Source organism: Methylobacterium sp. GXF4, from assembly GCF_000272495.1.
Classification (GTDB): domain Bacteria; phylum Pseudomonadota; class Alphaproteobacteria; order Rhizobiales; family Beijerinckiaceae; genus Methylobacterium; species Methylobacterium brachiatum.
The window spans coordinates 49,870-64,364 of sequence record NZ_AKFK01000053.1 but is presented as its reverse complement, the minus strand read 5'-3'; the positions used below and the strand labels follow the sequence as shown (position 1 = coordinate 64,364).

Sequence of the window (14,495 nt, the reverse complement as noted above, 5' to 3'; positions counted from 1 at the left end):
AAGCCAGTTCGATGGCGGCGATTCGGCTGGCGGTCCGCCTCACGCCGCGCGGCGGACGCGATGCGGCGGATGGCTGGGCGCGAGACGAGAAAGGCCAGCCCTACCTAAAGGCGCGGGTTTCCGCGCCGCCGGTCGATGGCGCCGCCAATGCGGCGCTGGAAAAGTTGATCGCCAAAGCGCTCAAGATCGGTCGCAGCTCGGTTCGGATCGCCGCCGGCGACCAAAGCCGGCTGAAGATTCTGGAGATCGACGGTATCACCCAGGCCGATCTTGACCGTGTGTTCGGCTCACCCGATTAAACGACGGGCCGGGATGGATCCTCTCGGCCCGAACACGCTTCAGAACGCGACCTTGTCCCCGCCCTTCAGCGCCAGCATCTCCCGCGCCTCGTCGGGCGACGCGATGGCGAGGCCGAGGCCCTCGATGATCGTCCGGACGCGGCGGACCTGCGCGGCGTTGGTCTCGGCGAGCTTGCCGGGACCGTCCCACAGGCTGTCCTCCAAGCCGACGCGGACGTTGCCGCCCATCGCGGCCGCCATGGCGGCGATGTTCATCTGGTTGCGGCCGGCGCCCAGGACCGACCAGCGGTACTGATCGCCGAACAGCCGGTCGGCGGTGCGCTTCATGTGCATCACGTCGTCCGGATGCGCGCCGATGCCGCCCTGCAGGCCGAACACGGTCTGGATGAACAGAGGCGCCTTCACCAGCCCGCGGTCGAAGAAGTACTTGAGATTGTAGAGGTGGGCGGTGTCGTAGCACTCGAACTCGAACTTTGTGCCGTTCGGCGCGCAGGTGGTGAGGATGTGCTCGATCTGGCCGAACGAGTTGCGGAAGATGATGTCCTTGTTGCCGAGATAGTCGCGCTCCCACTGGTGCTTCAGGTCCTTGAAGCGATCGAGCATGCCGAACAGGCCGAAATTCATCGAGCCGAGATTGAGCGAGGCGACCTCAGGCTGGAAGGTCGCGGCGGGGCGCACCCGCTCCTCGATCGACATGGTCGGCGCGCCGCCGGTGGTGAGGTTCACCACGCAGCCCGAGCGCTGCTTGATCACCGGCAGGAACTTGGCGAAGGCCTCGGGCGACTGGTCGGGCTGCCCGGTCTCGGGGTCGCGGGCGTGCAGATGGATGATCGCCGCCCCGGCCTCGGCGGCGCCGATCGCGGCGTCGGCGATCTCCTCCGGCGTCACCGGCAAATGCGGCGACATGCTGGGCGTGTGGATCGCGCCCGTGACGGCGCAGGTGATGATGACTTTCCGCTGGGGGGCCATGCTCAGTCCTTCTGTGAACGCTTGTGGGCCCGCAGGGCTGCGAGCCGGTCATCCCGGCGGCGCATGCGGGCGGGCAGATCCGCGGGCGCCCGCCACTGCGCCAGGATCGCCTCGGTGGCCGGCGCCTCGTAGACCGTGGGCGGGGCGGGATCGGCGGCGAGGCTCTTGTAGAAGCCGGTGTAGCGCGCGCAGTAATCGGCGATGCCGCCGGGGGCGTTGAGCTCGATCGTCTCGAACGGCCCCATGAAGCTCCAGCGCAGGCCGAGCCCGTCCGCAACGGTCTTGTCGAGATCCTGCGGCGTCACGTAGCCCTCCGCGGCGAGGCGGAACGCCTCCGCCAGCAGCGCGCCCTGGAGCCGGTTGAGAATGAAGCCCTCGATCTCCTTCAGCACCGTGATCGGCACCTGCCTGATGGCTTCGTAGGTCGCTCGGGCGCGCTCCAGGGTTGCCGTATCCGTCCACGGCGCGCCGGAGATCTCCACCAGCGGGATCAGGTGCGGCGGGTTCACCGGATGCCCGATCAGGCAGCGCCCGCGGCCGGGCAGGCCTTCCGTGAACAGCGAGCAGCGGATCGCCGAGGAGGACGAGGCGATGATCGCGTCCGGTGGCGCCAGCGCGTCGAGCTCGGCGAAAAGAGCCTGCTTCACGTCGAGCCGTTCCGGCCCGTTCTCCTGCACGAAGCCGACACCGTCGAGGCAAGCGGCGAGGCCTTCCGGTGCGCGGATGCGGCCCGCGGCCCCTTCTGGATCGGGGCAGAGCCCGTGCTCGGCCAGTGTCCGAAGGCCCTCGGCGCAGAGCGGGATCGCGGCCTCGGCGATCCCGTCGGCGGCATCGAACAGGCGCACGTCCCAGCCTGCGCGGGCGAAAATCATCGCCCAGGCCCGGCCGATCAGGCCGGAGCCGATGATCGCGACGCTGTCGGTCATAGCCACAAAACCTTTCGCCGCAGATCCTGATCGTCGCGCAGCAGGCGCGATTCGCCGGTCCATTGGACGCTGCCGCGCTCCAGCGCGACGGTGCGGTCCGAGAGCGCCAGCGCGAGGTCGAGGTGGTGGTCGACCAGGATGATCGCGATCTCCCGGCGCAGACGGTCGAACGCCTCGAACAGTTCCTCGGTCACCGCCGGCGACAGGCCCTCGAACGGCTCGTCGAGGAGCAGGAGGCGGGTGTCGCCCGACAGGGCCCGGGCCACCGCCACCATCTGCTGCTCGCCGCCCGACAGACGCGCGGCGTCGACGGTCCAGCGCTGCTTGAGCCGCGGGAAGAACTCCAGGACCTTGTCCTCGTCCCAGTGGATGCCGGCGCCGGTGAGCCGCCGCAGCCGGCCGAGGCCGAGATTCTCGGCGACGCTCATCCCGGAGAACAGCGCCCGGCCCTGCGGCACGTAGCCGATGCCGAGCCGGGCGATCCGATCGGGCGTCAGCCCGGCGATGTCCTGGCCGGCCAGCACGATCCGGCCGGCGGCCGGGGGCGCGGTGCCGATCAGCGTCTTCAGCAGGGTCGACTTGCCGGCGCCGTTGCGGCCGAGCAGGGCCACGACCTCGCCCTTGTGCACGGTGAGGTCGACGCCGTTGAGGATGTGCGACTTGCCGTAGAAGGTATCGACGCCGGCCATGCAAAGCAGCGTCTCGGGCGCCGCCGCGCTCGCCCGGGGCTTGGCGGCGATCGCCTCCGTGCCCGAGCCGAGATAGACCGCCTGGACCCGTTCGTCGTCCCGGGCATCGGCCACGGAACCGTCCACGAGCACGGCCCCGTCGGCCATGACGGTGACCCGGTCGGCGAGGCGGAAGACCCGATCAATGTCGTGCTCCACCAGCAGCACCGGGATGTCGGCCGAGAGCGCCTTGATCAGGTCGCCGACGCGCTCGCGCTCGGCGGCGGCGAGGCCGGCCAGCGGCTCGTCGAGCAGCAGCACCCGGGGCCGCGTGGCCAAAGCCAAACCCATATCGAGGAGGCGCTGCCCTCCGTAGGAGAGGCTGCCGGCCTCCGCCTTCTCGATCCCGGCGAGCCCGGTCCAGCGCAGCAGCTCGGCCGTGTCGTCGGCGATCTCCCGGACGCCGAGGGCGTCGCGCCAGGGGCTCATATGGGCCGGATGGCGCGCCTGGACCGCGAGCCGGACATTCTCCTCGACGGACAGGCCGGGGAACAGGTTGGTGATCTGGAACGAGCGGCCGAGCCCGGCCCGGGTGATCGCGTGCGGCTCGAGACCGGCGATCTCGCGCCCGTCGAGGAGGATCCGGCCGGCATTCGGCCGGAACAGGCCGGAGAGCAGGTTGAACGCCGTGGTCTTGCCGGCGCCGTTCGGCCCGATCAGCGCGTGCAGGGTCCGGTCGGCCACCGCGAAGGACACGCCGCGCACCGCCGCCACCGGCCCGAAGCTCTTCCGGATGTCCTCGGCGACCAGGACCGGCCCGTCGGCGCGGCTCTCCGCGATAAACCGCGCGGGCACCCGGCCGGAGGCGCCGGCCCGGCGCGCGGACATGGGGGCGCCCTCGCTGGGCAAGCGGCGGAACGGCCGCATCAGCCGCGCCGCGATGCCGACGAGCCCGTCCGGCGAGAACACGATGAAGGCGACGAACAGCAGCCCGAAATACAGCAGCCAGTCTGCTGTGTAGATCGATAGGAATTCCCGGAACAGGATGTAGAACAGGGCACCGAGCGCCGGTCCGAGGAACGAGCGCATCCCGCCGATCACCACCATGGCGAGCAACTCGCCCGAGAACGCGATGGAGATCGGGTCGGCCGAGGTGAAGCGGTGGCTGTAGGCGGAGAGCGCCCCGGCGAGCCCGGTGATCGAGGCCGAGATCACGAAGGCGGCGAGCTTGTAGCGGTTGGTCGCGTAGCCGAGGAAGCCGGCGCGCTGCTCGTTCTCCCGGATCGCGACCAGCACCGTCCCCATGGGCGAGCGTCGGAACCGCCAGAGCCCGACCAGGACGAGGAAGGCGATGGCGGAGACGGCCGCGTAATAGGCGCCGGGCTTCTGCAGCGCCTCCCAGCGGTGCAGGTTGCCGATGCCGTTCTCGCCGCCGGTGAGGTCGGTCCAGCGGAACGCGATGGCGTAGAGCATCGCGGTGAACGCCAGGGTCAGCAGCGAGAAGTAGACGCCGCGCCGCCGCAGGATCAGTGCGCCGCCGGCCAAGGCGGCGAGGCCGGTGATCGCCAGCGCGCCGACGAGTGGCAGGGCCATGTCTCCGGGCGCCAGGCGGGTCTGCAGGATCGCCACCGCGTAGGCGCCGATCCCGAACCACGCCCCGTGGCCGAAGGAGACCAGGCCGGTCCAGCCGACCAGGATGTTGAGGCCGAGGACGGCCAGCGCGAAGATCACCACGTCGGTGGCGGTGATGAGCGTCAGGCCGATCGCGTCCAGCGCGAAGGGCAGGACGATCAGGGCGGCGAGCGCGGCCCAGAGCTGGCGGCTCTCGCGCAGGATCAGGCCGCGCTGGGGCATGGCGAGCGGCAGCGGTTCTGCGGTTCCGGACATGGGGCTGCTCCCGCTTACTCGAATCGGGCGATCTGCTCGCCGAACAGGCCGCGCGGGCGCAGCAGCAGGACGAGCACCATCAGGCCGTAGACCGCGGCCTCCGTGGCCGGCGGGTAGGCGTAGGCGGTGAGCCCCCGGACGACGCCGACGATCAGCGCCGCGAAGACGACGCCCCAGAACGAGCCGAGCCCGCCGATCACCACGACGACGAAGGCGAAGGTCAGGATCTCGGCGCCCATGGCGGGATGCACGCCGGTCACCGGCGCCATCATGGTGCCGGCGAGGGCGGCGAGACCGACGGCGATCGTCACGACGGCGGTCATGTAGGGCCGCAGCGAGATGCCCAGCGCAGCGACCATGTCGGGGTTCTGGACGCCGGCCCGGACCACACGCCCGAAGCTCGTGCGGGTCAGGAGCAGCCACAGGCCGCCGACGCAGGCCAATGCCACCACCAGGATGGACAGCCGGTAGCGCGAATAGATCAGGTCGCCGATGAACACCTGGCCGCGCAGCCAGCTCGGGATCCCGTAGGGCAGCGGCGCCGCCCCGAAGGCCATGCGCAGGGCCTGCTCGGCGACCATGGCGAGGCCGAAGGTCAGGAGCAGCCCCAGCGTCGGATCGCCTCGGTAGAACCGCCGGAGCAGGAACCGCTCGATCGCGAGGCCGAGCACCGCGACGAGCAGCGGCGAGGCGACGAGGGCGCCGCCGAACCCGATCGTCGGGGTCAGCATCACCGTCAGGTAGGCGCCGATGGCGTAGAAGGCGCCGTGGGCGAGATTCACGATCCCGCCGAGGCTGAAGATCAGCGACAGGCCCAGCGCGATCAGCAGGTACTGGACGCCGATCAGCAAGCCGTTGAGCACCTGCTCCAGGATGAAGACGAGCTGCATGGCCGCCTCACGCCGGGAAGGTGCAGGCGTTCTCGTCGCGGGTGGTCGCGAGGACCTCGAGGTTCTCGCCGGCACCGGGCAGCGGCCCGGTGGCCGTGAAGATGTCGTAGGGATTCTTCACCTGATCCGCTGGCAGGGCGGTGATCGCGTACATCTCCTGCATCAGCTCGTGATCCCAGGGCCGGAAATAGCCCTCCCGGGTCTTGGCGATGTCGAAGGTCGCGCCCTTCTCGAGATGCTCCACGATCTTGGTGGAATCGGTCGATTTGAGCTCGTTCATGGACTGGGCGACGATCTTCATCGCCGTGTAGTCGCCCCAACCCTGGTTCTCCGGGGGCTTCTTGTACTTGGCCCGGAACGCCGCCACGAATTTCTGGGCCGAGGGCGAGTCGATCCGGTGATGCCAGATCACCGGCCAGGTGCCGAGGAAGTTGCCGGGTCCGGCGCCCCAGGCGAGCGCCGTATCGAACCCGAAGCCCGCGACCGGGAACGGCAGGCCGAACTCGCTGTATTGCTTGAGGAAGTTGGTGATCTGGGCGCCCGCGAGGTTGCAGATCACCAGGTCCGGCCGACCCTGGCGCAGCTTGAGCAGGAAGGGCGAGAAGTCGGTGAGCTCGGTGGGGATCAGGTCCTCGCCCGCGATGGTCGCCTCGTTGGCGATGAAGAACTTCTTGGCCTGCTTCAGCAGGTCGTGGCCGAAGGCGTAGTCGGCGGTGAGCGCGTAGACCCTCTTGCCCTTGATCAGGCCCTTCTCGACCAGGGCGCGGCCGGCCGCGCGGACCATCATCGTGTTCTGCGCCTCGACATGGAACAGGTAGCGCTTGCAATCCGCCCCGCGCAGCGCGTCCGAGTTCGCGCCGGTGTTGATGAACAGCACCTTCTCCCGCTGCGCCACCTGGCTGATCGCGAGCGCCGAGGCCGAGTTGATCTCGCCGACCAGGCAGGCGACGCGGTCGCGCTGGACCATGCGCTCGGCCTTCGCCGAGGCGGTCTGCGGATTGACGCTGTCCTCCGACAGGAGCTCGACCTTGCGGCCGGCGATGCCGCCGCTCGCGTTGATCTCCTCCACGGCGAGCTGGGCGGCCTGCACGGCAAACTCGCCGAGCGGCCCGAGGAACCCGGTGCGCGGGGTCAGGTGGCCGATCCGGATCACGTCGGACTGTCCCTGGGACAGGGCTGGGCTCCCGAGCGCCGGGGCGATGAGGGCCGCGCCGCCGGCCCGCAGAAGGCTGCGGCGTGAGAGAGAATCCCCGAACCGATCCGTCATCGTTCCGCTCCCGTGCGTTTCCTCCAGCCGGGCATTTTTGGTGGGCTCTGGTGGCCCTCACCCGAACTGTGATCACAGATCACTAGCGCGATAGTGCCGGATTCGTCTAGTGTCGGCACATGAGTTCCATGTCGGCCCTGGCCGAACTGCCCCAGCTCGAACGGCGCACCCTCGCCGACACCGCCTACGAGGCCCTGGCCGACCTGCTCGCCTCCGGGCGTCTGGCGCCCGGCGACCGGCTGTCCCTGCGCCAGAGCGCGGCGGCGCTCGGCGTCTCCGTGATGCCGGTGCGCGAGGCGGTGAGTCGCCTGGTGGCCGACGGTGTCCTCGAAGTCGCGGCGACCCGGGCGATCCGGGTGCCGATCATGACGGCGCAGGATTTCCGGGCGCTCGCCGAGACCCGCATGGCGATCGAAGGCATGGCCGCCGCGCGCACAGCCGAGCGCCGGAGCGAGGCGGACCTCGCCGCGATCCGCCGGGCCGAGGCGGCGTTTCGCGCCGAGGCCGAATCGGCGCGGCCCGACAGCGCCCAGGCCGTCCGGCTCAACCGCGACCTGCATTTCGCGATCTACGCGGCCTGCGGCCTGGCGCCCCTGCACGAGATCATCGCCCGGCTGTGGCTGAAGGCGGGTCCGGTCATCAACCTCGACCTGCGCGCCCATCCGGAGCGGCTGCTCCAGGGTTTCGCGCTGCGGCGGCACGCCGAGGCGCTGGCGGCGATCGAAGCCGGCGACGGGCCGGCGGCTGCCGCCGCGCTGGCGGCCGATATCCGCGAGGCGGCCGAATTCATCATGTACCGCGGCGGCCTGCGGGACACGTAGCTTTGGGTGCGCATCATCGCGAAACCCGGCAACCGCCGTTCGCGACGATGCGAAGATGGGAGGGACGATATGGATCTGGGAATCGCCGGCCTGCGCGTGCTCGTGACGGCGGGCGCGGCCGGCATCGGTCGCGGCATCGTCGATGCGTTTCTCGAGGAAGGCGCGCGGGTCTTCGCCTGCGACATCGACGAGGCGGCGCTCGCGACGCTGCCCGCCGAGGTCGGCCGCAGCCGGACCGATGTCGCGGACCGTGAGCAGGTCGCCGCCATGATGGATCAGGCTGTTGAGCATCTCGGCGGCCTCGATGTGCTCGTCAACAATGCCGGCATCGCCGGGCCGACCGGGCGGGTCGAGGAGATCGCCCCCGAGGAATGGGACCGCTGCCTGACGGTCTGCCTCACCAGCCAGTTCAACTGCGCCCGGCTCGCGGTGTCGCATCTGCGCGCGAGCGGCAATGGCTCGATCGTCAACCTGTCCTCGGCGGCCGGAAAGTTCGGCTTCGGCCTGCGCAGCCCCTACGCGGCCGCGAAATGGGGGGTGATCGGCTTCACCAAGTCCCTGGCGATCGAGCTCGGCGAGGCCGGCATCCGGGTGAACGCGATCCTGCCCGGCCTGGTGGCTGGCGACCGGCAGCGCCGGGTCCTGGAGGCCAAGGCGCAGCAGCAGGGCACGAGCTTTGCCGAGATGGAGGCCCGCGCCTTCTCGTTCGTCTCGGTCAAGGATTACGTCACCGCCCGCCAGCTGGCCGACCAGATCCTGCTGCTCTGCTCACCCCGGGGCCGGACCATCTCGGGGCAGGCGATCTCCATCGACGGCGATACCCGGATGCTGTCCTGATCGGCCGCGCGACACGTGACGCCGCGGCGCGGACCGCGGCAGACTGAGACCGGAGCGGCACCACGACCGCGAGACTGGGAGGATCGGGAGATGCGTCTTTCGGGCAAGACTGCCTTGGTCACGGCCGCCGGCCAGGGCATCGGCCGGGCGAGCGTCCTGGCGATGGCGCGCGAGGGCGCGCGGGTGCTGGCCACCGACGTCCGGGCAGAGGCGCTGCGGACCTTCGACGGCGTGGAGAACGTCACCACCGCGCCCCTCGACGTGCTCGACCGGGCGCAAATCGAGGCGGTGGCCGGCACGCTCGACCGGATCGACGTGCTGTTCAACTGCGCCGGCTACGTCCATGCCGGCACGGTGCTCGACGCCAGCGATGCCGATTTCGACTTCGCGGTGAACCTCAACGTCCGGTCGCAGTTCTGGACGATCCGCGCGGTCCTGCCACGGATGCTTGAGGCGGGCGCCGGGAGTATCGTCAACATGGCGAGCGTCGCCGGCTCGCTGCGCGGCCTGCCGAACCGCTTCGTCTACGGGCTGACCAAGGCCGCGGTGATCGGCCTGACCAAGTCGGTGGCGGCGGATTACGTGGGCCGCGGGATCCGCTGCAACTGCGTCTGCCCGGGCACGGTCGACACGCCCTCCCTCGCCGACCGGATCAACGCGTTCGACGACCCCGTGGAGGCCCGCAAGGCTTTCATCGCCCGCCAGCCCATGGGCCGGCTGGCCAAGGCCGAGGAGATCGCCCCGCTGGTGGTGTTCCTGGCGAGCGACGAGGCCGCCTTCGTGACCGGCCAGAGCTATTCCATCGACGGTGGCATGACGATCTGAGGATTTCGACCATGAGCGAGAAGCGCCGCGTGACCCCCGCCGACCTGCGCTCGAAGGCGTGGTTCGACAATCCCCACAACCCCGGCATGACCGCGCTCTATCTCGAGCGCTACCTGAATTTCGGGCTCACGCCCGCCGAGCTGCGGTCCGGCAAGCCGCTGATCGGTATCGCCCAGACCGGCTCCGACCTGTCCCCGTGCAACCGGCACCATCTGGAGTTGGCCAAGCGCGTCCGCGACGGCATCACGGCGGCGGGCGGCGTCGCCTTCGAGTTCCCGTGCCACCCGATCCAGGAGACCGGGAAACGGCCGACCGCGTCCCTGGACCGGAACCTCGCCTACCTCTCGCTGGTCGAAGTCCTGTACGGCTATCCCCTCGACGGGGTCGTGCTGCTCACCGGCTGCGACAAGACCATGCCGGCCTGCCTGATGGCGGCCGCCACCGTGAACATTCCGGCGATCTCGCTCAATGTCGGGCCGATGCTCAACGGCTATTTCCAGAAGGAGCTGACCGGCTCGGGCACGATCGTCTGGAAGACTCGCGAGCGCCACGCCGCCGGCGATATCGACTTCCAGCAATTCATGGACATCGTCGGCTCCTCGGCGCCGTCCACGGGCCATTGCAACACGATGGGCACGGCCTCGACCATGAACGCGCTCGCCGAAGCGCTCGGCTTGGCGCTTCCCGGCTCGTCGGCGATCCCCGCGCCCTATCGCGAGCGCGGCCAGGCGGCCTACGCCACCGGCCTGCGCATCGTCGACATGGTCTGGGAAGATCTCAAGCCCTCCGACATCCTGACCCGAGAGGCGTTCGAGAACGCGATCGTGGCCAATGCCGCCATCGGCGGCTCGACCAACGCGCCGATCCACATCAATGCCATCGCCAAGCATATCGGCGTGCCGCTGACCTGCGACGACTGGGAGCGGGTCGGCTTCGAGATCCCGCTGCTGGTCGACATGCAGCCCGCCGGCCGCTGGCTCGGCGAGGAGTATTTCCGCGCGGGCGGCCTGCCGGCCGTCTTCGCCGAGCTGATCGAGGCCGGGAAGGTCCACACCGAGGCGCCGACCTGCAACGGGCTGACCGTCGGCGAGAATTATCGCGGCCGGCACAGCTGGAACCGCGAGGTGATCCGGGCCTACGAGACGCCGCTGATGGAGCGGGCGGGCTTCCTCAACCTCAAGGGCAGCCTGTTCGATTCGGCGATCATGAAGACCTGCGTGATCTCGGAGGAATTCGCCGCCCGCTACCTGCGCAACCCCGAGGACCCGATGGCCTTCGAGGGCCCCGTGGTCGTGTTCGACGGGCCGGAGGATTACCACCACCGCATCGACGATCCGGCGCTCGGGATCGACGAGAACACCGTCCTGATCATGCGCGGCGCCGGCCCGGTCGGCTATCCCGGCGCGGCCGAGGTGGTGAACATGCAGCCGCCGGGCGAGCTGATCCGCCGCGGCGTGACCTCCCTGCCCTGCATCGGCGACGGTCGCCAATCCGGCACCTCGGGCACGCCCGCGATCCTCAACGCCTCGCCGGAGGCGGCGGTGGGCGGCGGCCTGGCGCTGCTTCAATCCGGTGACCGGGTCCGCATCGACCTCAACACCCGCCGCGCCGACATCCTGCTCCCGCCCGAGGAGCTGGAGCGCCGCCGGTCCGATCTGGCGAGCCGGGGCGGCTTCCCCTACCCGGCGACCCAGACGCCCTGGCAGGAGATCTACCGGGATCAGGTGGCTCAGCTCAACGAGGGCATGGTGCTGAAGGGGGCGGTGAAGTTCCAGAAGGTGGCGCAGACGTCGGGCGTGCCACGGGACAATCACTGAGGCGGGCTTGCGGCTGAAGAACATTCGGCGACAGCAGGGACGACTACGCTGCTGCGCAACCCTGGCATTTCCGAGCTCTTTACGGGCTGAGATTTTGTATCCGCGGTAGGAGAGATCACTGTGTCATTCCGGGGCTCCGCTATGCGGCCCGGGATGACAGGGCGGATCGCTTGGGCGTCGAGACAAGCCGCAGGCGGCGACATCGACAGGGTGTGCCCAAAGGTCCCTCCCTCAACCGCCCGTTCCCTCTTCGTTGAATTTTGAATACAATTCTCCCGACGGGCGGGGACGCGCCCTCGGGAGGGATCGGCCGTGACGCAAGCCAAGGCTCGAAGTGCGGCCTCGCCGCGCGCGGCGGCGCGTCTGGACGGGGGCTTGGCCCGCAAGCTCGCGGAACAGTTGCAGGGGGAGGCGCGGTTCGACGCGTTCACCCGCGGCCGCTACAGCACCGATGCCTCGATCTACCAGATCATGCCGGCCGGGGTGGTGCTGCCGCGCTCGGCCGCCGACATCGCCGCGACCCTGCGGATCGCCGCCGATCACGGCGCGCCGGTGATCCTGCGCGGCGGCGGCACCTCGCAGAACGGCCAGCCGATCGGCTCCGGCCTCGTGGTCGATTGCTCGCGCCACTTCAACGGCATCCGCGCCTACGACCCGGAGGCCGGCACCATCACGGTCGAGCCCGGCATGGTGCTGGAGCGGCTGAACAGCCGCGTAAAGGCCGATGGCTGGTTCTTCCCGGTGGAACCCTCGACCGCCACCCGCTGCACCATCGGCGGCATGGCCGGCAACAATTCCTGCGGCGCCCGCTCGCTGCGCTACGGGAAGATGAGCGACAACGTCCTGGCAATGGACGCGCTGCTGCCGGGCGGTGAGGCCTTCGGCTTCGGCCTGACCGGCAATGCGAGTTCGGGGGTGACCGGCTCGGCGCACGCGGAATCCTTGGCCGAGCGCATGCGCGCCCTCGCCGTGCTTCACCGCGACGAGATCGAGGCCCGCTACCCGAAGGTGCAGCGGCGCGTGGGTGGCTACAATCTCGACGCCCTGGTCGAGCCGCGCCCGAATCTCGCGCATCTCCTCGTCGGCTCTGAGGGGACGCTCGCCGCCACGACCTCGGTGACCCTCAAGCTGTCGCGCCTGCCGGCCCACCGGGTCATGGGTGTCTGCCACTTCCCGTCGTTCCGGGCCGCCATGGAGACGACGCAGCATATCGTCGCCCTCGACCCCGTGGCGGTGGAGCTGGTGGACAACAACGTGCTGGTGCTGGGCGCCGACATCCCCCTGTTCCGGACCACGCTCGCCGACATCACCCGCGGCAAGCCGAACTGCCTGCTGTTGGCGGAATTCGCCGGGGACGACCTTGCCGTTCTGAAGCGCGACCTGAAGCGCCTCGATGCCTGCATGGCCGATCACGGCTTCCCGGACGCCGTCGTCGAGATCCTGGAGCCGGCGCGCCAGCGTTCCGTCTGGGAAGTGCGCGAGGCCTGCCTCAACATCATGATGTCGATGAAGGGCGACGCGAAGCCGGTCTCGTTCATCGAGGATTGCGCGGTGCCGCTGGAGCACCTCGCCGATTACACGGATGCGGTGACGGACGTCTTCACCAGGCACGGCACCCGCGGCACCTGGTACGCCCACGCCTCCGTTGGCTGCCTCCATGTCCGACCGATCCTCGACATGAAGGACGGAGGCGACGTGAAGCGGATGCGCGCCATCGCGGAGGAGACCTCCGAGCTGGTGCGCCGCTACAAAGGCTCCTATTCCGGCGAGCACGGCGACGGGATCTCGCGCTCGGAATACATCGCCCCGCTCTTCGGCCCGGTCCTGACCCGCGCCTTCGAGACCGTGAAGGACGCGTTCGACCCGGAGAATCGGCTCAATCCCGGCAAGATCGTCCGCCCGCTGACCATGGACGACCGGAGCCTGTTCCGGTTCAAGCCTGATTACGCGGTGACGGAGCCGCTCAAGCCCGCCCTCGACTGGTCGGATTGGGGCGGCTTCGGCGCGGCGGTCGAGATGTGCAACAACAACGGCACCTGCCGGAAGCTCGCCGGCGGCGCGATGTGCCCATCCTACCGGGCGACCCGGGAGGAGGAGCACCTCACCCGCGGCCGGGCCAATTCCCTGCGCCTCGCGATCTCGGGCCAGCTCGGGCCCGACGCCTTCACCAGCAAGGCGATGAAGCGCACCCTCGACCTCTGCGTCTCCTGCAAGGCCTGCCGCCGGGAATGCCCGACGGGCGTCGATATGGCCAAGATGAAGGTCGAGTTCCTGCACCACTACCATGCCCGCCACGGGCTGCCCCTGCGCGACCGGATCATCGGCCTGATGCCGCATTACGCCGGGATCGCCGCCAAGCTCGCGCCGCTCCTCAACCTGCGCGACCGGCACCCGGCGCTGGCCGCCCTGTCGGAGCGGATGGTCGGGCTCTCGGCCAAGCGCTCGCTGCCGCGCTGGCGCCGCCCGTGGAGCGAGCAGGGCGAGGCGGCCCATCCCGGCGACGTGACCGGGGATTTCCGCGACGTCATCCTGTTCGGCGACACGTTCAACCGCGCCTTCGAGCGGGAGAACCTGGAAGCCGCCGAGCGGGTTCTTCACGCTGCCGGCTACCGCATCCACCGGGCCTACCCGACGCGCGGGCGGCGGCCGCTCTGCTGCGGCCGGACCTGGCTGGCCTCGGGCCAGACCGACCGGGCCCGCGCCGAGGCGCGCCGGACCCTCGACACGCTGCTGCCCTTCGTCCGGGCCGGCGCCCGGGTGGTCGGCCTGGAGCCGTCCTGCCTGCTGACCTTCCGGGACGAGTTCTCCGCCTTGCTGCCGGGCGAGGACACAGCGCTGCTGGCCAGGCAGTCGCTGCTGTTCGAGGAATTGCTGGCCGGCGACCTCGCGGCCGGCCGGATCGCGCTGCCGCTGGCGGACCAGGGCGGCCGGGTCGCCCATCTGCACGGGCATTGTCACCAGAAATCGTTCGGCGTGATGGGCTCGGTGGAGACCGTGCTGCGGTCGGTGCCGGGCCTCGATGTGCGGGTCATCGAGTCGAGCTGCTGCGGCATGGCCGGCGCCTTCGGCTACGGGTCCGAGACGATCGAGACCTCCTTCGCCATGGCGGAGCTGTCGCTGTTCCCGGCGCTGCGCGCGGCCGGGCCGGATGACCTTGTCGTGGCCGATGGGACCAGCTGTCGCCACCAGATCCACGACGGCTTGGGGCTGGAGGCTCAACACGTGGCGCGCGTTCTCGATGACGCTCTCGTGCACGCCCCCCTGCCTCGACACTGAATTGTCGTGCACC

Annotated in this window: 11 protein-coding genes; 6 read left to right on the top strand and 5 right to left on the bottom strand. The window is 69.9% G+C overall.

Annotation, left to right across the window (positions count from 1 at the left end; all coding sequences use genetic code 11):
• Positions 1–11 precede the first annotated feature (11 nt).
• Positions 12–299, top strand: coding sequence for a DUF167 family protein (locus WYO_RS10530; protein ID WP_007562094.1), 288 nt, complete (start codon positions 12–14; stop codon positions 297–299).
• A 39-nt stretch (positions 300–338) separates the two neighbouring features.
• Here the strand turns inward: WYO_RS10530 and WYO_RS10525 are convergent, their stop codons facing one another.
• Genes WYO_RS10525 through WYO_RS10505 form a run of 5 tightly spaced genes read right to left on the bottom strand, consistent with a single transcriptional unit; the run spans position 339 to position 6,906 of the window.
• Complete coding sequence (locus WYO_RS10525; protein ID WP_007562092.1) at positions 339–1,268, bottom strand: 3-keto-5-aminohexanoate cleavage protein; 930 nt, start codon at positions 1,266–1,268, stop codon at positions 339–341.
• 2 nt (positions 1,269–1,270) lie between these two features.
• Positions 1,271–2,194, bottom strand: a complete 924-nt coding sequence (locus WYO_RS10520) for a 3-hydroxyacyl-CoA dehydrogenase (protein ID WP_007562090.1) — start codon at positions 2,192–2,194, stop codon at positions 1,271–1,273.
• On the bottom strand, positions 2,191–4,749 hold the full coding sequence (locus WYO_RS10515; RefSeq protein WP_007562089.1) for a branched-chain amino acid ABC transporter ATP-binding protein/permease: 2,559 nt from the start codon (positions 4,747–4,749) through the stop codon (positions 2,191–2,193). Before WYO_RS10515 ends, WYO_RS10520 begins: the two co-directional genes overlap by 4 nt.
• A gap of 14 nt (positions 4,750–4,763) precedes the next feature.
• Positions 4,764–5,639 (bottom strand): branched-chain amino acid ABC transporter permease, encoded by an 876-nt coding sequence (locus tag WYO_RS10510; RefSeq protein WP_007562087.1) that lies wholly within the window; start codon positions 5,637–5,639, stop codon positions 4,764–4,766.
• A gap of 7 nt (positions 5,640–5,646) precedes the next feature.
• Positions 5,647–6,906: an ABC transporter substrate-binding protein gene (locus tag WYO_RS10505; protein ID WP_007562084.1), complete on the bottom strand. Its 1,260-nt coding sequence runs from the start codon at positions 6,904–6,906 to the stop codon at positions 5,647–5,649.
• Positions 6,907–7,025: 119 nt separating this feature from the next.
• Here WYO_RS10505 and WYO_RS10500 point away from each other — a divergent pair, with 119 nt between their 5' ends.
• The 5 genes from WYO_RS10500 (at position 7,026) to WYO_RS10480 (ending at position 14,482) form a co-directional block, all read left to right on the top strand.
• On the top strand, positions 7,026–7,727 hold the full coding sequence (locus WYO_RS10500; RefSeq protein ID WP_039902689.1) for a GntR family transcriptional regulator: 702 nt from the start codon (positions 7,026–7,028) through the stop codon (positions 7,725–7,727).
• A 69-nt stretch (positions 7,728–7,796) separates the two neighbouring features.
• On the top strand, positions 7,797–8,564 hold the full coding sequence (locus tag WYO_RS10495) for an SDR family oxidoreductase (protein WP_007562078.1): 768 nt from the start codon (positions 7,797–7,799) through the stop codon (positions 8,562–8,564).
• 90 nt (positions 8,565–8,654) lie between these two features.
• A complete protein-coding gene (locus tag WYO_RS10490; protein ID WP_007562076.1) occupies positions 8,655–9,389 on the top strand; it encodes an SDR family oxidoreductase in 735 nt (244 codons plus the stop codon).
• Between the two features lie 11 nt (positions 9,390–9,400).
• Positions 9,401–11,206, top strand: coding sequence for an IlvD/Edd family dehydratase (locus WYO_RS10485; protein ID WP_007562073.1), 1,806 nt, complete (start codon positions 9,401–9,403; stop codon positions 11,204–11,206).
• Positions 11,207–11,581: 375 nt separating this feature from the next.
• Entirely contained in the window at positions 11,582–14,482 is a 2,901-nt protein-coding gene (locus WYO_RS10480) for an FAD-binding and (Fe-S)-binding domain-containing protein (protein WP_244424137.1), read from the top strand.
• Positions 14,483–14,495: the final 13 nt, after the last annotated feature.

Excerpts from the sequence above, each read along its gene's own strand:
- WYO_RS10485 (WP_007562073.1), top strand. The coding sequence starts at position 9,401 with ATGAGCGAGAAGCGCCGCGTGACCCCCGCCGACCTGCGCTCGAAGGCG.
- WYO_RS10510 (WP_007562087.1), bottom strand. The coding sequence starts at position 5,639 with ATGCAGCTCGTCTTCATCCTGGAGCAGGTGCTCAACGGCTTGCTGATC.
- WYO_RS10530 (WP_007562094.1), top strand. The coding sequence starts at position 12 with ATGGCGGCGATTCGGCTGGCGGTCCGCCTCACGCCGCGCGGCGGACGC.
- WYO_RS10500 (WP_039902689.1), top strand. The coding sequence starts at position 7,026 with ATGAGTTCCATGTCGGCCCTGGCCGAACTGCCCCAGCTCGAACGGCGC.
- WYO_RS10515 (WP_007562089.1), bottom strand. The coding sequence starts at position 4,749 with ATGTCCGGAACCGCAGAACCGCTGCCGCTCGCCATGCCCCAGCGCGGC.
- WYO_RS10525 (WP_007562092.1), bottom strand. The coding sequence starts at position 1,268 with ATGGCCCCCCAGCGGAAAGTCATCATCACCTGCGCCGTCACGGGCGCG.
- WYO_RS10505 (WP_007562084.1), bottom strand. The coding sequence starts at position 6,906 with ATGACGGATCGGTTCGGGGATTCTCTCTCACGCCGCAGCCTTCTGCGG.
- WYO_RS10490 (WP_007562076.1), top strand. The coding sequence starts at position 8,655 with ATGCGTCTTTCGGGCAAGACTGCCTTGGTCACGGCCGCCGGCCAGGGC.
- WYO_RS10495 (WP_007562078.1), top strand. The coding sequence starts at position 7,797 with ATGGATCTGGGAATCGCCGGCCTGCGCGTGCTCGTGACGGCGGGCGCG.
- WYO_RS10520 (WP_007562090.1), bottom strand. The coding sequence starts at position 2,194 with ATGACCGACAGCGTCGCGATCATCGGCTCCGGCCTGATCGGCCGGGCC.